The organism is Serratia sp. NGAS9 (assembly GCF_009905295.1).
GTDB classification, from domain to species: domain Bacteria; phylum Pseudomonadota; class Gammaproteobacteria; order Enterobacterales; family Enterobacteriaceae; genus Serratia; species Serratia bockelmannii.
Window position 1 is genome coordinate 3,322,469 of sequence record NZ_CP047605.1, and the last position, 19,068, is coordinate 3,341,536.

Annotated in this window: 12 protein-coding genes and 3 pseudogenes; 7 read left to right on the plus strand and 8 right to left on the minus strand. The window is 48.1% G+C overall.

All coding sequences use genetic code 11. From position 1 onward, the window contains the following. The first annotated feature begins 1 nt into the window (after window position 1). From GUC32_RS15855 to GUC32_RS15870, 4 genes are all read left to right on the plus strand, one after another. Window positions 2-304, plus strand: a complete 303-nt coding sequence (locus tag GUC32_RS15855; protein WP_072032071.1) for a TrbM/KikA/MpfK family conjugal transfer protein — start codon at window positions 2-4, stop codon at window positions 302-304. Window positions 305-1,002: 698 nt separating this feature from the next. Beyond that, window positions 1,003-2,874, plus strand: a complete 1,872-nt coding sequence (locus GUC32_RS15860; protein ID WP_064793696.1) for a type IV secretory system conjugative DNA transfer family protein — start codon at window positions 1,003-1,005, stop codon at window positions 2,872-2,874. 11 nt (window positions 2,875-2,885) lie between these two features. Continuing rightward, window positions 2,886-3,632 carry a MobC family replication-relaxation protein gene (mobC, locus tag GUC32_RS15865; protein WP_064793695.1) on the plus strand — a complete coding sequence of 249 codons (747 nt, stop codon included), beginning with the start codon at window positions 2,886-2,888 and terminating at the stop codon, window positions 3,630-3,632. Window positions 3,633-3,739: 107 nt separating this feature from the next. Further along, entirely contained in the window at window positions 3,740-4,027 is a 288-nt protein-coding gene (locus tag GUC32_RS15870; RefSeq protein ID WP_064793694.1) for a hypothetical protein, read from the plus strand. Between the two features lie 163 nt (window positions 4,028-4,190). On the opposite strand, the gene GUC32_RS15875 is transcribed toward GUC32_RS15870, so the two are convergent. The 6 genes and pseudogenes from GUC32_RS15875 to GUC32_RS15900 all read right to left on the minus strand — a co-directional run bounded on the left by GUC32_RS15875 (window position 4,191) and on the right by GUC32_RS15900 (window position 12,379). Further along, entirely contained in the window at window positions 4,191-5,135 is a 945-nt protein-coding gene (locus tag GUC32_RS15875) for an ArdC family protein (RefSeq protein WP_064793693.1), read from the minus strand. Window positions 5,136-5,589: 454 nt separating this feature from the next. Further along, window positions 5,590-6,030, minus strand: a pseudogene (locus tag GUC32_RS15880) (transposase); the annotation flags it as partial. A gap of 368 nt (window positions 6,031-6,398) precedes the next feature. Continuing rightward, a complete protein-coding gene (locus GUC32_RS15885; RefSeq protein ID WP_227514810.1) occupies window positions 6,399-8,216 on the minus strand; it encodes a hypothetical protein in 1,818 nt (605 codons plus the stop codon). A 532-nt stretch (window positions 8,217-8,748) separates the two neighbouring features. Continuing rightward, the gene (locus GUC32_RS15890) at window positions 8,749-10,692 is read right to left on the minus strand and encodes a DUF3732 domain-containing protein (RefSeq protein WP_064793691.1); all 1,944 of its coding nucleotides are present in this window, start codon (window positions 10,690-10,692) and stop codon (window positions 8,749-8,751) included. Further along, window positions 10,689-11,192 (minus strand): three component ABC system middle component, encoded by a 504-nt coding sequence (locus GUC32_RS15895; RefSeq protein WP_064793690.1) that lies wholly within the window; start codon window positions 11,190-11,192, stop codon window positions 10,689-10,691. Before GUC32_RS15895 ends, GUC32_RS15890 begins: the two co-directional genes overlap by 4 nt. Next, on the minus strand, window positions 11,192-12,379 hold the full coding sequence (locus GUC32_RS15900; protein ID WP_064793689.1) for an ABC-three component system protein: 1,188 nt from the start codon (window positions 12,377-12,379) through the stop codon (window positions 11,192-11,194). Before GUC32_RS15900 ends, GUC32_RS15895 begins: the two co-directional genes overlap by 1 nt. 365 nt (window positions 12,380-12,744) lie before the next feature. Here GUC32_RS15900 and GUC32_RS15905 point away from each other — a divergent pair, with 365 nt between their 5' ends. Together GUC32_RS15905 and GUC32_RS15910 are read left to right on the plus strand one after the other, a co-directional pair. Beyond that, on the plus strand, window positions 12,745-13,518 hold the full coding sequence (locus GUC32_RS15905; RefSeq protein WP_064793688.1) for a Hachiman antiphage defense system protein HamA: 774 nt from the start codon (window positions 12,745-12,747) through the stop codon (window positions 13,516-13,518). Further along, on the plus strand, window positions 13,505-16,906 hold the full coding sequence (locus GUC32_RS15910) for a DEAD/DEAH box helicase (RefSeq protein ID WP_197826469.1): 3,402 nt from the start codon (window positions 13,505-13,507) through the stop codon (window positions 16,904-16,906). Before GUC32_RS15905 ends, GUC32_RS15910 begins: the two co-directional genes overlap by 14 nt. A gap of 24 nt (window positions 16,907-16,930) precedes the next feature. On the opposite strand, the pseudogene GUC32_RS15915 reads toward GUC32_RS15910, so the two are convergent. Further along, window positions 16,931-17,194, minus strand: a pseudogene (locus tag GUC32_RS15915) (JAB domain-containing protein); the annotation flags it as partial. A 393-nt stretch (window positions 17,195-17,587) separates the two neighbouring features. On the opposite strand from GUC32_RS15915, the gene GUC32_RS15920 reads away from it, so the two are divergent. Next, complete coding sequence (locus tag GUC32_RS15920; RefSeq protein ID WP_064793685.1) at window positions 17,588-18,469, plus strand: hypothetical protein; 882 nt, start codon at window positions 17,588-17,590, stop codon at window positions 18,467-18,469. Window positions 18,470-18,609: 140 nt separating this feature from the next. Here the strand turns inward: GUC32_RS15920 and GUC32_RS15925 are convergent. After that, window positions 18,610-18,747: pseudogene (locus tag GUC32_RS15925) on the minus strand (patatin); the annotation flags it as partial. Window positions 18,748-19,068: the final 321 nt, after the last annotated feature.

Consider the following 19,068-nt stretch of genomic DNA (forward strand, 5'->3'; position numbering starts at 1 on the left):
AATGAAGAAAGTCATACTCTCCTTATTATTTCTCGGCGTTATGGCGTCATGTTCAACATCCGCAACGACCGCTGAAGCCTGCGAAGTGGTTTTATGCATGTACGGTAAAACAACGGGAAACAGCGGCAGCAGTGAATGTCATTCCGCTGAACGGGCATTCTTTAATATCGTGAAAGAGAATAAACACGGTTTTCTTCCTGACCATACGGCCGATGCCAGAAAATCGTTTTTACTTGAATGTGTTTCGGCAGACCCGGCGGCTATCAGTCAGGTCATCAGTAAATATGGCCGCGTTCGTGGTTAATACTGGCGAGACGGGCGGAGAGCGTGACGGTTTTCAGGTTTTTATGGCTTCTGTTTTTCGCGGATTAAGGAGCGAAGAAACAGGGGCCGTAAAAATGAGGCAGCGGACAGAAATATTTTCGCGGGTTAAGGAGCGAAAATAATTCAGGCACCGCGCCTCACCTGCAAACAGCCGCGCCCACGCGGATTTTGCAGGCCGGGGGAGCCGGATAAATTTCGCCGCCCCAGCGAGCGAAAAGCTGTCGCCCACGACAGCGGTTTATTTGGGGGGCATCGCCCCGCACACCGTCGCAGATAAGTCTCCGGCCAAAAGCCGGTAGCGTGGCGCGACCCCCCTCTTTAAAGGTCAGCTTCCCTTTTATTCCCGCTACGAGGAACGAGTAAAGGGAAGAAAAAGGCGAAAGCGACCGTCTTAAAGGGGGTGGTCGCGCGTAGCGGGCGACGGTGTGCCGCCGTTGACGTTGGGGGTTTTGGCACGGCGTCCAGCCGCGACATTACCCCCATGTGACAGGCCATAAGGGCGTCCAGCCCGCATGTACTGGTGCACGCCGTTTCGTGCAGGAAAGCATGCTTCCCTGCACATGGCCGCAACGCGGCCACCTTCTTTACCCCATACGCTCGCCCCGCCTTTTCGCCCAACACCGTGGGGCGAACTGATGGGGCGATGTCATGGGGCGAACTGCTGACGAAGGAGGCATCGTGATTTTGAATAAGCTGGCCGTTTCACTGTCGCCGATAGTGAATGGCGCGCTGAGCTTCATTGCTTTTATGCAACAGCATCAGCTGATGCTAGCGCTGTTATCGGGGCTGACGATGCCGTTTTTCGCGTCGATGAAAAGCGATGAACGGCAAAAAGCCCCGTTGTGGCAAAAGCTGATTATTGCTTTCTCCATAGTCTGTTTTCTTTGCGGTACGATGGGGCCGGTACTTATCTGGATTTTCCAGTGGCTTTATCGGGGCCGTGTTATCGCCAGCATTCCCGTTCTGGCATGGCCGGTGCTGATTACCTTTACCGTAACAGGTTTTATTTTCCATATTCTGCTGCGCAGGGTATTAACCCCTGAATTAGATAAAATAAAGAAACGCCTCGTCAGGAAAACCACGCTTGAACGGGAATTACGCACCGATGTCCGTACTGTGAAATCCCTGCTGCCGGAAACATTGCATTATGACCCGCTGGATTATATCGACCTGAACAAAGGGTTATTTATTGGCATGGACCGCGATATTCAGCCGATGTACCTGCCGTTAAAAGACTGGCAAAAACAACACGCGGATATCATCGGCACCACCGGCGCCGGTAAAGGCGTTGCCACCGGGATATTACTTTACCAAAGTATTCTGGCCGGTGAAGGCGTATTTGTTATGGACCCCAAGGATGATGAATGGGCACCACACCTTTACCGAAAAGCCTGTGAAGATGCAGGGAAGCCCTTTGCCTTAATTGACCTGAGGAAACAGGCATACCAGTTAAACCTGATTGAAGAGATCACCGCCGATGAACTGGAAGAGCTTTTTGTTGCTGGTTTCAGTCTGGCAGAGAAAGGTCAGGAGTCGGACTTTTATCGCATTGATGACCGGAAAGCGGCCCGGATAGCCGCGCAGTTTGTCACCCGTAATACTGCCTCAACCATTCGGGATGTGTATAACGGAGACTACGTTCAGGGCATTGCAGATAAGATAAAAGCCTTTTTCGGGAAAATTGAAGAGCTGGCCTTACTCAATGCCATTAATGCCCCCACCGGATTTTCGCTTAATACGATATTTGAGGAAGGTGGTTGCTGTTATGTGATTGGTTCAATGCGCAACAGCAAAATCATTACCGCGCAGCGCATGCTGCTGGTTCGCCTGTACCAGCTGGCAGAAAGGCGTGAGCGAGTGAAAGACGTGCCCCGCCCCATTGCTATTTATCTTTCGGAACTGAAATACCATTTATCCAGGCCCGCGCTGGAAGGTTTAGGCGCGGCACGCGATAAAGGCGTGCATATTATTATGGACCATCAGTCGATTGCCGATTTAAAAGATTGTCCGGCAGATTTGAAAGGTGACGCCGTTGTCGGTGCGGTGGTTGAGAACGCCAAATTCAAACTGGTTTACCGTGTCATGGACCCGGACACCGCGGAATGGGTAGCCAGGATGTCAGGCACCATATTAGTCGATGATGAGGTCCGCAAAGCGAAAACCGATGCCGTGCTGACAGAGACTATCGACGATGAACGCACCATCAGGCAGGCCGAGCGTTTCTTTACCGACAGCAATATGATCTTGAACCTACCCGATTTTGTCAGCTTCATCTTTACGACAAAAGCACTCCCGGCTGCTTCGCTGATTTCGCCCATCAGGGTGAAAAAACGCGAACTGGAGATCAGTGCAGTGTCGCCCGCGATTGCCGCCAGCGCCGCAACGGTAAACATCACCCTGGATTTTAACGAGGAGGAAACCTCCCCCCGACCGTCATCAACGCCGGATATCACCAAAACTCGGCCTGATCTTTTTTTTGATACGGACGAAAAAGATACAACAACACCGATTGCCGATAAAGAGGATAACCCGTCATTGCTGGATTTTTAAAGGGGGGAATGATGCTGATCACCGCATACCGCGAACGCCAGACGCGACACCGCGAAAAAATACAAAAACTGCTGAATTTCCTGAAAGAAGAGACGTACAGTGACTTTAAAACACTGATGCTTCTCTTCGGCTTCAGGGATCATAAATCGCTGTATTCCCTGCTTTCAAAAGTCGAGGGCATGGGGTTAATACAAAAGCACGTCCTGGTATCACGCACGATGAAAATTTCATTGTGGGGCATTACCAGTGACGGGATAGCCGTTGTGTTAACACCCGACGATGCACTTTTCCCGGCGCGGTTTGAGCCGTCAAAAGTTACCGGCTGGACGCTGGAGCATCACCTCGATAATCAGGTCGCCCGGATCACCCTTGAGCAAAAAGGCGCATCCGGGTGGATCAACGGCGATCGCACAACCTTCCTCAGTCGTTACCAGGTCAGTCACCGGCCGGATGGGCTGATCACCTTTCCCGGCGGCACCGTGATCGCCATAGAGACCGAGCGCCGCCTAAAAACTAAAGCCCGTTATCAGTCGATCATCGCCAGCCATTTACTGGCCCGGACCCGTAAAGACTGGATTTACGTTTTCTATATCGTGCCGGATCCGCAGAAAAAGCGCGGTCTTGAACGGTTGTTTGACAGCATCCGGCACGTCATCGTTAACCACCAGCACATCCCGCTGGAAACCCGCCACCGAAATGTCTTCCGCATCTACACGCTCGACGAGTTGCAACGGCTGGATTTAGGCAACTTCATATAGTTGTTCTGTTTCACCAACTGCCCCAACCAGCCCACCAGCAGTGCAACGACCAGAAGTAATGCCCTACCGAAATACTCCCCCATCATCAGAATAGACAGGAGTCCAGAATGAACAGAGAAACTGACCGACTTTCGGACGTACTAACCGAAATGAGCGCAAAAGCGCTGGTCACATGGATGACGCATTCCGCATTGCGGGACATACCGCGCGAAGCATTATTGGAACGCGGCAACGATTTTGTATATGCCCTGCACGCAAATTTTGTGCTGCTACGTGATCTTCTGTCAGAAACGCTGGAAGATATTGAGCAGCAAAGTCATGGCCTCGAAGAAAGACTAGATTGCCTGGAGCAGCGGCTGCAGACGCTCCAGGCAGTTACTGATAACAGAGAATAGCTGCCCGTTCAGTCCTATCCGTGTGGCTTGCTTTATTCCACTGTAGTGACATGACTGTTCGGTGCTCGCCTGGCTGCGCTCCGCCTCACTCATGTCTCTACAGCGTTACTGGTCAAGCCTATCCCTGCACACAAAGCCGCATTCCTTTGCGGCCACTTCCTGCTCAGATTTTATCAATTAAATAACGATGCGCTTTCGATGCCGCGCTGGCGGCCTTGAAAATATAGCGTTTGTCGTTCTTCAGTGCTTTCAGCCAGGAAGCAATATAACTTTCATGCTGAACCTCTCCGACAATCCCCAGGTCCGCCATCAGGAACGCGCTTCCCAGTTCGGCGATCAACTCCTCAAAAGCATAATCCTCACTGCCAAACTTCCCTCTCATTTCTCGGTTCAGCCGACTTTTGGCCCCGCTCCAGTGAACCAGCTCATGCAGGCCCGTAGCGTAGAAATTGGCAGCATCGCTAAAAAGACGACGTTCCGGTAAATGGATTTCATCGGTTGACGGTGCGAAAAAGGCGTTTTGTCCCTTCTCAATGATGGTTGCACCACTGTTACGGAAAAGCGCTTCCGCACGCGGTAACGACTCAAAGGTCTCTGCCGGGCAAACTGCTTTGTCACTCAGAGGCAAACCGTCAATTTGCCCAACATTAAACACGGTAAAAGTTTTCAGCATCGGGATATAGTCAGTTTCTCCTTCGTTATTTTCCCTTTCCAACATGGTATAGAAAATAGCTGTTGTGCCGTGTTCTCCCTTACGTACCTGCCCGCCTTCCGTTTTTGCCTGTTTGTAGGTCATCCAACGCGAATCATTGAATCCCTGTTCTGACGCACTGCACCACAACAACATGATATTCATTCCACTGTAACCCATACCAGTTGCGTAATTGGACGGTAAACCCGACATACCAGGGGTACGCTGCCACGGACACGCCCAGGGTTTAACACCAGTTTCCAGTGCCGCAATGATGCTGTCAGTGACGGTCTGATAAATATCAGTTTTGGTTTTGGAAAATTTCGTTTTTGAGGAGCCTGACGGGTCCAGCGGGGATACGCTGGTCGCTGCTGCGGTGTTAGGGGCGCTAGCCTGGGTATGCAGGGAAATAGTCATGATTTTTTCTCCGTCAGTGGTGTGATTTTCGTCTTCGAATCGCCTGACGGTTCGCTTTCCCGACATCGTTCCGGCCCGCAAGGGCGCAGAATGCGTGCTATTTACCCTTGCGGGACGGGTTGTGTTGGGAAACGATTAGCCGGAAGCTGATACGGGAACGAAAAGCACACGGAAGGAAAAGATATGACCTACATAGCCGGGCGTAGCGCCCCTTGGTTCGCAGCGGTGAAATGGGTTGAAGGTTGTGATTTAGAAAATGAATTTCACTGTATAACTTCAGACCTGATGTAGCAGTGTTCTGAGGTAGAACACATTCAAGTCTGACACTCATCTTTAACGAAAGCGGACGTTAGAGAGTACACACTAGGCATAAAGCTACGCCACAAGGGTATATCTCTTGAAGAAAAATGGAATGACTATATCGATAAGCGTTAAGTGAACGCCGTATTGACGGTTATTTATCGGTGAGAACCACGTTCCATGGCAGCAATTCGGCCACTTTATTTGTAGACGCCTTCGGCAGTACGCCAGGATATGGTGCAGATAAGCCTCAGGGTCAATACATTGAGTTTGCACGTGCCTATCAGCCCATAAAGCAGTGCGCCGCGCTCACCGCCATTGTCACTACCGAAGAATATATAATTCTTTTCCCCAGACAGACCTCTCTCAGCGCCCGCTCCGCATCATCATTATCAGGTTCCACCGGCCCGTCATCGCAGTAATAACACAGAGCACCCCACTGATTGAACGCATAAGCGAACGCCACCCCCAACCGGGATTTCTACGACAGTGTCGCGCTTTTCTCTATCAACCACTTATGCAGCGAAGCCAACTGCGGTTTGCTCGGGGATTGCCTGGCAGCTAGGCGCTCTGATGCCGGGAGCCCGCGTATTTCTGGCCTCAGCCTTATTTAAGGTCATGATAAAATCCCACATATTCAAGTGCTGACTTTTCAAGGGATTATCCTATAGGATCAGTTGCCTTCCTGTTGGCGCGTAACTTAAAGCTCATCAATTCAGCTTATGAGTTTTTTATTATTTATTCTCATAGCTCTGCGATTGATACCTGATCAAAAGAGTAGTATCAATTGTCTCCTTCTAAATAAAGCATGCTGTATAGAGCTTGAAATTTAATCTATTGAGATTGGATACATAGAGTTTGATGCACCTTTCAAACAAATTCCAAACCTCCAATCGATAGTATAAATTAGGAATATTCATCGGTATTGTTTTGAGAGGTTTTCTACCCCTCTCAAAATGTTTTCTAGTTATCGCAATAAATAATTGGAACAGCATTAGCCTCTTTTACAGCATGAGAAAAAGAAGACAAGATCCATAGCAGTTGAATCACATGAGGCTTAACCGGTTTTTTTCTTCGCAAATTAATGAACTCGCGTTCTATCTCTTTTTTGGATAAAAATGAACAGCTAAGAATGCATTTTCTATGCAATTTAACATCCTTAAAAAGGTCGTCAAGGTATTTTTTAATGTTTTTAGTGTCACCTTTTCTTACCTTTTTTATCTTGGTTGACACTGACTTTTTATTGTAAACTCCAGTATAGTTTTTATTAAATTTTGTTTTTAATTTAACAGTAAAATCAGCAGTGTTAAAATACATATATCCAAGATTTTTTATACCCTGACCAACAACGTCATGAAGTTTACTTGCTGATGTGCTTTTGTCACCATGCTTTGAATGAATGAAACAAATGCATGAATCCGCTTTATTAAATGTGATATGGTCTGCCCATTCATTCCCTAAGTCATCGCAAAAAATGTAATCATCCCCACTATGAATGTTTTCCACCACATCAAACATGGAATCATTAGAGAACTTATCCATTCCTTTTAAAAGCAAACCTTTCTCACTTAAAACGTTTTTTATATTAGCTTTAGGGACAAGCATTTCTAATATGCTATTGATTTCCGATATGCCTGAAGAGTCTTCGAAACAATTACCCATAAAATACATATAGCATGGGTCAGTAAACGTAATGCTGTAGAAACCATTTTTAAAGATAAAACTTTGCAAAGTTATATCTTTAGAGTTGTACGAAACTTTTATTTTTTTTAGAACAGTAGAGTCAATCGTTAGTGTTTTGTTGTTTTTTCGTACCTTAGCCTTACCAAGCGGCACTTGAATAGTCAAGTCAGGTTTTATTTCATAAACTTTTTCAAGTTTATGAAGCAACCGATTTACTTGTATTTCATTTAGAATGCAATCGGATCCATCAGGCAATTTGTATTTTAGTATGGCGCCTTCCGATTGTAACTTTTCATATAATGAAGTACTTTCTATTAATAAGGCACTTGGCACAGTAGAGCTTAAAACCTCACTTAAATCTTTTTGTTTTGCAAAAGAATTGAGGAAGTCCTTAACCCCTCCACCTTGCCTTATCAGACAAAGTTGATTATAAGACCATGTCGCAATTTCATCGAAATTAACTCTCTGTGACGCCTCTACCAATCGTCCTGAACCAGAGATTGTCTTAATTATTGCACCTTGCCTAAGTTTTAAGTAGTAAGGTATTGACCTGCCAGCAGCATGAGTAGAGTAAGAACCTTTAAGATCTGCTGATTCTGCAGATCTATTTCTGATTGCCTTATCTGAATTAGTTATTGTTCTTGTGGATATTTTTTGGAATAAAACATCAGAATCATTAAAGGTGCTAGCCAATAAATTACTCGATACTAAATTAAAACTTCTTTCAATATCATCTGAAATATTTGCACAGCTTTTCTTTATTATTGCCACACTATTATCAAACTCAAGAATTAATATAAAAGCATAAATTTTATCTTGGTAGTTCTCTCCGCCCTCGATCTCCCCAATAAAATACACTGGCTTGAGTGTTGGGAAGATTCGCAATGAATATTTATACGGGATATCATTTTCAATTAATCTTTTTTCAATTCTAAATTCCTCTAATAGGTAATCACTACCAGGTTCAATATTGTCATCTGCAGCATCCAAAATATTAGTTATTTCAACGTCTGTTATTGTTCTGTTTCGATTGTCTTCTGGTATTATTAAGTTATAGAATTGAATGTTTTTTGTAAGTTCTAATCTATCAATCATCATAAAACTCCTGTTAGTATTTGGCACATTTTCATGATTGTACATTCCCTTATAAATCACACCATTAATATCTATCTATCATAAGGTTGAACAGGCGAATCGCTAATGGAAGATTACTCTTACCGACGAGGTTCTCGCCCAACAAGACTATGTTGCCCGTCAGAGGGATATTAACTGTCTCAAAATCACGAAAGTTGAGTATCTTTAAATTTGCAAAACACATAACAACCCCTATAAATCAACCTATCAAATCTAGCCATCATATTTTTACTAAATTTATTGCTTTGGCACAGCACTGCAGCAAGTTATAGTTAATGCCTCAATTGGATTTATGTTCCAGCGTTCACATTCTCATGCAGAGCCAAACCTTATCTTCTCCAGACCTACTTACAAATCTTTCGCCTGCCTAGACGTCGTTGTTCCAGTTAAACCTTCATTACTTCAGTCACCGGATAGTAGCTATCCCCGCCAACATAGCACAGTGTTCTTACGCTCAGAAATAAGTGCGCTGTAGGCTCAAATTTGCGTCTTGCCATTATTTCTGGGGTGTTATCCAGCTTGTTGGAATAAGTTTTACGCCATTACGCCAGCGATCAGAGACTGCAGCCTGAAACCAGTCATCTTTAAGGTCTGCATGGTCCATAACTATTATCTGTAAATCAGGGGCGAGCGTTTTAGCAGCGTGGTTGATTAGGCTGAACAGCCGATTTACAGCGTTCTGATCTTCATTCTTCAGAGCGTCAATAGACCCATCATTATCTTTTTCAGGTGGATAATGCGCCTGCGATGGCTGGTCGAGAATTAGAAATCCTGGCACGGGGCGTTTTTTTTGACGGAACCAGCGATGAAGGGCCAGATGAGCCAAAATATGGTAGCCGACCCAATTTTCCCCGCTGCCCATACGGAAAAGTGGTACCGGTCCGTCCAAGGTATCTGCCACAACGGTGAGTTTGCGAATATCTAGACGCAGGTTGCTTCCCTGATGTTCTAGATCGAGAAGTTCCGAATATTCAGTCATATAACGGCCGATTATATTGAGGAAGGCCGCAAGTTTCTCTCGTACAGCAGTCGGATCCAATTTTTTTTCAAGGAAACTTACAGTCAATTGCTGATTTTCTAACCGGGTGCGAAGACCCGAATACTGCTCTGCATCGCTGACAGTTTCAAGATACTGTGCGATTTTCCCCAGAGTCCGCGCCTGCAGCATAAAGTTTTCCTGCTGTACTCGCAGATATTCAGCTTGTTGGATGCAATCACTGATTTTTTTCTGATTCTCTCGAAGATTATTGAGGAGAGTATTTTCCTGTATTTGGAGGGCTGCTAAGCGCTTCTGGAGCCTTGGATTTTCTGCTTCTACCGCCTCAAGTTGTCGGCTCAATTCACTGAGTGAATGGTTGAGTTGAGCAACAGAAGGAGGAACGTTTTCGAGGTGACTTTCGCAAAGAGGACAAAGCTGCGATACCTCTGAGGACTTTATCAAATTCACTACGCTGAGTCTTGCACGCTGCTCCCGCGCCTCTCGCTCATAGCCGGTTGATTCTGAGGTAAACGCCCGCGTTTCACGAATCTCGCTATTCAGTCTCTCAAGCTCAGTACGCATCCCTTGACGTTCTGAGCGCAGTCGCATCAATATGTCATCATGATCACTTACTACAACTGCATCTGAAAATACTCCTCGCTCGCTCAAGCTTTGGAGCAGAGTCATGCAGGCCTCATAGTTTACAACTACGGTTCGATCGTCGGTAAGCCCTGCCATTTTAGCTTCTTCAAGAAGAGCTTTTGCACGCGGAAATGTGGCGTCATCCAGCGATTCAGCTTCCCGTACCAACCTTTCAAGCTGACGCAGTAGTTTTCGCGCATCGTCCAATTGGGCTTGCTGTAAGAGCCGCTCTTCATCCATTGCGCCAAGAAAATAAGGAAAGGTGTCCCGGATAGCCTGCGCTATAAAACCATCATCTTGGCGATGAAACAGACGCTGTTTGTTATCAATATCGTTCTGATCCTGGAAACAAAAAAGAAGCGAGTGGCGGAAATTTGCCTCCAGAGAGGGTCGCGTAGGACTCGGGGGACGGTGTTCGTTTTCATTAATGCCGATTGCCGTTCCCAGAAATTTCTCCACAGCGTTGACTGTAGTGTTTTTGTGGAGAGTTGCGCCATCGGGAATCGACAGGGAGCTCCCGCGGGCAATATAGATGTCGCCGTGAGACTGTGTACCGGCATCTGGATTGCGTCGCGCGATAAAGATTTGGCTATCATTCAGTTGAAAAAGGATCCCATACCATTGTGTACATTTGCGGATAACGCCATCGGCTACGTAACATTCGCTTCGCCCGGTAACGTAATCAATAATATCAATTATTGCTGATTTACCCGTTTTGGATGCGCCGGTCAAGATGTTCAGTTGACCGGGATGAAGGGTGATTTCACGACGTTCTCCCCCGTGGTTGTAAATCACAAGGCTGGCTATCTGAAGACTCATGGCGCTATCCCCCATGCAGCATAAATAGTCGCTGTTGTACCAGCTGCTGCGAGCCAACGCCCCAGAAATGCCGCACGCTCAATGCATTCTCCGGCTTCCTGAGTAAACAGCGGCGTTCGTTTTTCTGAAGGTGAGAGCAGTTTAGCTCCTTTCTTTAAGTCACCATTTTCATCCAAGCAAAGAGCGCTTTGCCTTGTGCCAAATAATATGCTCTCACGGGTAATACCGTTTAGCCGCCTGACTCTGTCGGGGAAATTAATCATCGTATCTCGGTTGTCCTGGCACCATGCCATTAGTGACGTTACGGTTGTAGCAGGCAGAGCCTTGCGTGTTTTCTGATGAAGAATTATCGGAAGGATTATAAAGGCTAGTGCAAAGGGTAAAGAGCAACCGGTCTTTTTATTGAATTCTGACGATGTATTGGCTATAAGCAATACGCAGAAAGCTGGGTTGAAGAGGTAGCTCTCCTCGATGGGACGGGAAGACCAAGGCTCCATCATCAATCCTCTCCTTTCTGTTCATCACTATTATTCTGCATGAAGTCAGGGTGCCACCCCACTGCGTATCGGTTAGCCAAAATATGGTAGCTTCCGTGGGTAAGAAACCGCTCTCGTAGGCTGCGGAGAGGAAAACATGCCTGCTGTTCTGCCCATGTGAACAGGTCCTTTCCAGAACGTATACGATCGGACTCATCACTATCAGGTAATAAATCGTCTTTCTGTGCGGCGAATCGTGGTTGCCAAGCCTCTATCAGGTCTTGCTCGAACGTTTTAAGCTCATCATTAAGCAATAATTCTTCTCTTACCCATTTTGAGCGTTGCTCTGAAGCTCGGTAATAATCACGGATGGCATACTCAATACGGGCCGAACCGAGATTTATCTTACGCAATTGATTGACAAAGGGTCGACTATCTAGCTGAGCGATCACTTCTTGAGGAGGAGAAAATGACCGAAAATCTACAGGTAATGAGGAACGTCGAAACTCCTCTCGCAGTTCATCAATGCGGGATTCAATAGCCAGCACTGGGATGCTGCCCACCTCATTGCCGCTGAGCATACGTATCACTTGGTCGAACCACCAGCCTTCTAAACGCTCGGTGAAAATTTCGATATGCTGTCTTCCTACAGCACGGTGCAACTGCCGGTAAATATCTTCTTTAACATCAGTAATCGAAGGAGATCTATCAAGTACATATATTGATCTTAACAGAGCAAATCGAGCCTCCTCCGGTAAGAGCTTATAGGCGTTGAAAGCTTCTTGTAGCGCGCGGTTATTTGAACTGTTTGCAGTCGTGAGTAACAAAAAATCGGCTTGAGCCTCGTTACGACTTTCTGTTCGTAATAGAAAAGATGCCGAATTCGAAGGTGCCAAACCAGTTGTTATTAGGAAGTGACGAGTTCTTGAGAAACCGCCACTATCGGTGGCTACACTTTTTATCCAGATGAGTAGCGTTTTCCAAAGGTCAGCGCTGCTGTCAGTCAGCTTTCCAGTTTTGGCTTTATGATGTTTGGTCTGGATAAGATGAATCGGTAAGCCGTTTGCCTCAAAAGCTATATCATCAAACTTTTCAATTGAAATCCTGAACTCTGGTGAATCCAGAGTAGCTTCCAGTCCTTTTAGCAATGCGTAGCGACACTGATACAGATAGCCAGTGGCCGACGCGCTGGCCTCATGCGCGTTACTCATCCCGTCACTCCGTTAATTTATCGATAATATTTTCTAACTGAAATCCAATCAATTTACTACTGTCAACACCCAAGATTCTGAAAAATATTTTATGAGTGGTGACCTGCTCCCCGTTGATTAGTACACCCCGATGTTAGTAATGTCTTCATAAGCCACATGAGGGCATCCCCATGAAGAAGCGTTTTTCCAACCAACAGATCATTAGTATTCTCCGCGAGGCTGAAGCCGGGGTAACGTCGAAGAACTTAAAGTGATGACGTGAGGCAACTTTTGGGTTGGAAGAAAATTGCAGCTTGCGGCCGTCGCACTGAGGGTTTAATCCACCTCTCTCAGAAAGACCTGGCATAAGAATACGGAGCTTTTGAATGCTATATCCACGTTGGTGCGACATAACTATCCAAGAGCAAGACAACAAGCAGCTATGGCGCTTGTCCGAACGCGATGGAGGAAGGGCTGCTATCGAAGCTACCCTAACTACTCGGATCCGAGCTCACTACGACAATTTGGACGAAATAGCTGAAGACGTCCGTGAGTTGGGATATCCAGGCGCGGCTGCAATTTTGGCTGAGCGCATGCCGCGCTCCACCCGAGCACGTTCGGGAGAGCTTGGCGAGATCCTCGCGTCCGAGTTGGTCGAAGAACATCTTGAATTCGAGGTTCCGATCCGTCGCCTGCGATACAAGGATGGTCGAGAGATGGCGCTGCGCGGCGACGATTTCGTCGGTCTAAAGCTCGATGACCAACAAAATTTGCACTACTTAAAAGGCGAGTCTAAGAGTCGTGCAAACCTTGCCAACGCCACCATCTCTGAGGCGCGAAAAGCACTGTCCAGAGACGATGGCAGACCTACGGCAACATCCCTTCTCTTCGTCGCGGATCGACTCATGGAGGGTGAAGGCGAACGACGGCAGATAGGTAGACGGATTCGTAATGAAGTCGCCAGTCGAGCTGCGCCCCAAGGGCGAACCAGTCACATGCTGTTCACCTTGTCGGGCAACGCCACGCCTCAGGCACTGTACGACGATCTCGCAGCGGCGGATCTGGTTCGTCCCCATCTTTCTGCAAATTTGCGCATAGAAGACCATCAGGCCTTCATTCTGGCCTGCTACGAGAGGGCTCTGGCACTTGGAAACGATTGAAGAATTGACTGCATTCCTGCTCGACATCACACAAGACGGATATCGAGGTCGCCTGCAGGCCCGGGGTCAAGCAAGGGCTCTTATTCGCCATGAAGGAAACTTGCCACCAGACGCTCCAGCCTTCAGCGAAGGGCTCGACTCCGATCTTGCGGACTATGGCTTCTCAGTACTACGTGTTTCCTTGGCGCTACGCGAGCTTGGAGGCGATGCAGTGACTTGGCGAAAAGGCTTCGTACAGGCAGGTGGGGCTTTTGAGGCATTGGTTCAGAACGGGTCACAGGCCGACGCATCTCGAGGGTTCTATCGAACAATGGGGGCTGCTTCCTATCACTTGGCCAACTACTCTGCGCTGGCATTTTCGCTTCTGTCGCAATTACAGGCCGATCAGAATCGTTCGCCTGCCGAGGATGTGCTCGCGCTCCTAATCGTGCGTGATCTTCAAGGCCTGGTTCAACGTGCGAGGGATTGGCTTAGCAGCCCAGCGAACCGAGATGAGGGAATCGCCAGAGCTGCGGCCGAGGGAGCGCTTGACCCCGACGATATCGTTTCGCGTGTAGCGACGTCGACAATGTTCAGAGCATTGGTGTTCTTTGAGTTTGCCCTGCAAACCGGCCAAGAGTCCCTCGTTGTAGAAGCTCGCAACCTGCTGAGACGGGCGATTTCGTTGACCGGAGCGGCCAGCGCGGTGTCACTCTGGTGGATTCTTCGAATCACCGTGAACCTGATAGATGATCTTTGGGCAAGCAGTCTGCACAAGGTTCTGCCCTCCGAAGGGCCACTTGGCTCGCAAGACTACGCACAACTTCGGAAGCTTTTTGTCTCTGAGTTGTACTGCAGGAGGTCATCTGAGGTCGAATTGTGGCCTTCTCAACTTCTGGCGGCACAGCGAGCCGTCGATGTCTCCGACGACCTAGTGGTCGCGCTCCCCACGAGCGCGGGCAAGACACGGATTGCAGAGATCGCTGTGTTGATGGCCCTGGCGTGTGGTAAACGCGTTTTGATAGTCACACCACTCAGGGCTCTGTCCGCTCAGACCGAGCGCTCCTTCCGCAAGACATTCACACCTCTTGGATTTTCTGTCTCGTCGCTGTATGGAAGCAGCGGTGTAGCAGGAAATGACGAGGATGCGCTGCGGGAACAGAACATCGTCATAGCCACCCCAGAAAAGTTGGATTTTGCTTTGCGGAACGACCCCGACATCATCAATGATGTCGGCTTGATCGTCCTAGACGAAGGACATCTGATTGGCCCAAGTGAACGCGAGATCCGCTATGAGAATCTGGTGCAACGGTTGCTGCGGCGCACTGACCATGGCGACCGACGGATCGTTTGTCTTTCGGCAATTCTACCGGCAGGCGATCAGCTCAACGATCTGACTGCGTGGATTCGCAGTGATGCGCCTGGCGATCCGATCCAGTCCAGTTGGCGCCCTACGCGTCAGCGCTTTGGCACTCTGTCTTGGCTCGGAAATTCTGCGCGGCTGAGCTTCGACCTTGAGCCAGATGGCCCTTTCATTCGACACTTTGTGCCAGAGGTCCCACCCATTCGCCCTCGTCGAAAGGCGTTTCCAAAGGACAACAAGGAGCTAACTCTCGCAGCGGCATGGAAGTTCTCTGAGCAAGGAAAGAGAGCTCTCGTATTTTGCACCCAACGAGATCATGTTGAAGGATTTGCCGAGACTGCCCTGGACCTGCAGCGACGAGGCTTTCTGCCATCTCTGCTTGCCAACGCCCAAGAGGTTGAACGTGCCATGTCCGTAGGTAGGGAGTGGCTAGGCGCCGAACATCCTGCAGTACGCTGTCTGGCCATCGGCGTTGCGATTCATCATGGTCGTCTTCCCGGCCCCTTCCTGCGGGAAGTGGAGACACTACTTGCCGCAGGCGTTCTACGCGTTACCGTGGCATCACCCACCTTGGCGCAGGGACTGAACCTCAATGCAGCGGTACTCCTGATCCCAAATCTGTACAGGGCGGGCACTCTGATCACGGGTGAGGAGTTTGCCAACGTTGCGGGCCGCGCCGGGCGCGCATTCGTGGATCTCGAAGGACTCGTGATCCACGTAATGCATCAGCCAGAAAATTGGCGCCACCAGCGATGGAGAGAGTTGGTCACGTCGGCCAAGACTCGGTCACTTTCAAGCGGCATCATTGTCGTGGTAAACGAGGTCATACGTCGCCTCTCGACGTCGGGTGTTTTTGCGCGTGGGGATGCCATGGACTACCTGTCTAGCACGCAAGATGCTTGGTTCCCGGACGCTGTAGATGGTGAGATGGAGTCAGACTCAATGGAGAGCCTCATCGAGCGGTTGGATACAACCGTCCTTGGGCTCGTCGAAGCGCTTGACGCGCAAAGTGCGGATCTACCAAGGCTGCTCGATGAAGCCCTTGCGGGTTCACTTTGGGCAAGGCAAATCGCTCACCTTGACGGCGTCGAAAAGCAGAAGCAAGTGTGGATTCTCCTCAGTAGAGCACAGCTCATTTGGAACAAAACAACGGTCGAGCAACGCAAAGGTCAGTTCGCGATGGGAGTGGGCCTAGAATCGGGCCTTGCCATCGACGCGTTGGCTGTCGAGCTGACTGTGCTTCTTGACCGTGGCGATGCAGCCGCCCTCGCCAGTGACGCAGATGCCCTGATCGCTGCTCTCATTGGAATGGGAGAGCGGCTTCTTGCGATCCGTCCCTTCGTTCCAGATGACCCACTGCCGGCGAACTGGAGAGACTTGCTGGGAGCTTGGGTGCGAGGGCAAGACGTAGCGGCCATCGGCCAAGAGGGAATGCGCTTCGTGGACGACGCATTTGTCTATCGCCTGGTTTGGGCGATTGAAGCCATCCGGATGAATCGGCGCATCAATGGAGACGAATCAGAACTACCCGTCGAAGGAGCTGCTGCCGCCTGCCTGGAAGCTGGACTACCGTCCAACGCCATGGCCATGCTTGTTCGGGCCGGACTGCCCTCGCGGGTGGCCGCCAAGACAGCCGTGGAGCAGCTCGCGCCCTGCTTCACAAATCGCGCGGAAATGAAAACCTGGTTACGATCGGAAGAAGTAGCAGGCTTCGACCATGTTCCTGGATGGCCCACGCTTGAGACTCATGCAATCTGGCAGCAGTTTCGGCACGACGTTGTGTCAAGCGTAGATGGCAGGTGGGCGTCGCAGGAGTGGACCATGCAATGGGCAACAGACTCAACAGTGCCTCTGCGTATTGAAGTTGATCCGCAAGATGGACAAGTGTCGATCGCGACGCCAGATTTTTCACAGCTCACAACAATCAGACAGAGGCTTCAGGCGGAACTACCGAGCCTGCTTGAAGTTGAATCTCTACAGAACGGAACGAGTGTCACCATCCGCCGTATTGGAAAAGGCGAGGCGCGTTGGGTGGATAAGGACTGATAGCTTTTTTGTGTAGATGGTACGTCAAATCAGCCACTGCTCCGAAAACGACACGGAGCCTGCTCCGGCCACATTGACCTGATCCTGCATACGCACCTCAACTAGCCCCAGGGCTTCCTTGACCACTTCACGCGGATACACCGATGCACTGTCGATGGTGCCGTGGAACATCTCCCGGTACTTGATCAGCCGGTGGCGCGTATCCAGAAACAGCACCGCAAAGACTTCATGCTCAAAGCCTACCAGCTCGCTGCGCAGGTATTCCTTGACCAGCGCCGTGGAACTAAAACGGGTGTACTTAAACTCTGACTAACAAAAGATTTGTATGCTCAAGATAGATTGCATGTACAGCATAAGTGGTCAGTTTGGGGGGCTTGACAGAAAGGGATTTGCGATTTAGCTTAATTATCAGCCAATTAATGGCAAAGGCGATCCCAGTCAAAGGAGCCGTATTTAAGAAGAGTCCGCTTAAGGATACTTAAGCAGGATTTTTTGCTGTTCTGCGTTCTGTATACCCGTTAACAAGACGATACCCCTATCACACTCTTGGTAAAATGGCGGACATCAGTGACCAATCATTGCTTTTGTCTCAACACCACAATGTTAGGATCATTGGCGCAAATTTAAGTATTCCCCTCTTATCTAAGGTTTTTTTATGTTTTACAGACATGGAGTCACAGTATGATGCAAAAACATTTTGACATTGTTCAGGCTATTATCGGTAACTGCTTTATGAACAATATGGCAAACAATAGATTTTTATACAGCAAGACGAATGGTAGCTCAACTACAAAATACCCATTAAACTGCATAGGTTTTTTCTCATGGAATAGCAGTTTGCAAAATAATTACACAAAATTTGTCTTATTTCCTATTTTCTTTGATTATCTGGATAGCTATGTTGATCTTCGTTTTGACTGTGTCAACGAAAGCTTCAACAAAAAAATCCTCATTCTCGAATCCAATATTGATAAAGATTCAATTGATGATTTGTTCCTTCATACGCTGTACAAAATGTGTTCTCAGATTAGAAATAAAATGCTTCACCATCGGCTCAACTATAACGGTGCCGAAGTGACAGCCAGCGAGACCACTGTCACCATTCCGCAGTTTAGAGTTATCAATGAACTGATTTACCAATATGTAAAATTCTCAAAGACCGGTAATTCACTCTTTGAAAAAAACGCTCTCTATTCCGGGTTAGTTGATATTCTTAAAAAAAATAACGATAGTGAACATGAGTTTGTTCAACGAGTAGAGTTGATGTCCGACTACTTGTTCATAACCCCCTATGAAGCTCGCGATTTGCACACTATCAACGCCCCCATGACTTCCACTGACCTCATTATCGATCGAGTCTCTTATCCTGCAAAATGTTTCTACGATGACAATGAAATATTTAAGGAAAAATATCCAGATCCTGAAGAAAAAATCATCATTGGAAATCGTTATTATTTTTTCCAAATGGAAGACAAATTATACTTAGTACCTTCGGAAGCGGTAGACCATCGCAAAAAGATCACTTTCGGTGAGATTGATGCCTGGGAGTTTCAAACACAGTAACCTTTCTACATGCCCGATGCACGAGTGTATCGGGTACTTCAGCGTGAGCCAGTGCATCCGGGTTATGCTCGCAGGAAGAGATACAAAGAGTGCAGTCGGTGAAAATGTGGAAACAAAGCATCACCTATTACGATACATACACTGACTTTATGAGTAACATCAGGAAAATCAAACTTCATGTCCCTGAAAACTTCCAGCAGACCGATATAGCTGGGGTTGTTAGCGACCAAACCACCATCCGCAAAATAAGTGTGGAGATCTTCACAATAGGTTGGTGATTTGTTTTGATTTGGTGATTGATCTGATCGCACAATCCGGGCTGGGTTCCCTCAAAGTGATCTACTATTCCGCGCAGCTATTTAGTCGATGTTGAGCAGGTCATTAATATGCGGCGTTCATGGTCAGAGAAACCAACTCGATAGCCGACTGGCGAGAGGCCATTTTATGGTCTGTTGCACTTCAGCACTTGGTGGTCATTCTGGTGGTCTTGACAACAAGAGCTTTCAGGTTTAGCTTATTTATTAGCCAGTTACTGGCAAAGGCGATCCCAGTCAGAGGAGCCATATTTAGAGAAGCCCGCTCAGGGAAACCCGAGCGGG

Coding starts and splice junctions, on each gene's coding strand:
- GUC32_RS15905 (WP_064793688.1), top strand. CDS start 12,745: ATGCTATATCCACGTTGGTGCGACATAACTATCCAAGAGCAAGACAAC.
- GUC32_RS15875 (WP_064793693.1), bottom strand. CDS start 5,135: ATGACTATTTCCCTGCATACCCAGGCTAGCGCCCCTAACACCGCAGCA.
- mobC (WP_064793695.1), top strand. CDS start 2,886: ATGCTGATCACCGCATACCGCGAACGCCAGACGCGACACCGCGAAAAA.
- GUC32_RS15885 (WP_227514810.1), bottom strand. CDS start 8,216: ATGATGATTGATAGATTAGAACTTACAAAAAACATTCAATTCTATAAC.
- GUC32_RS15895 (WP_064793690.1), bottom strand. CDS start 11,192: ATGATGGAGCCTTGGTCTTCCCGTCCCATCGAGGAGAGCTACCTCTTC.
- GUC32_RS15900 (WP_064793689.1), bottom strand. CDS start 12,379: ATGAGTAACGCGCATGAGGCCAGCGCGTCGGCCACTGGCTATCTGTAT.
- GUC32_RS15855 (WP_072032071.1), top strand. CDS start 2: ATGAAGAAAGTCATACTCTCCTTATTATTTCTCGGCGTTATGGCGTCA.
- GUC32_RS15920 (WP_064793685.1), top strand. CDS start 17,588: ATGATGCAAAAACATTTTGACATTGTTCAGGCTATTATCGGTAACTGC.
- GUC32_RS15890 (WP_064793691.1), bottom strand. CDS start 10,692: ATGAGTCTTCAGATAGCCAGCCTTGTGATTTACAACCACGGGGGAGAA.
- GUC32_RS15870 (WP_064793694.1), top strand. CDS start 3,740: ATGAACAGAGAAACTGACCGACTTTCGGACGTACTAACCGAAATGAGC.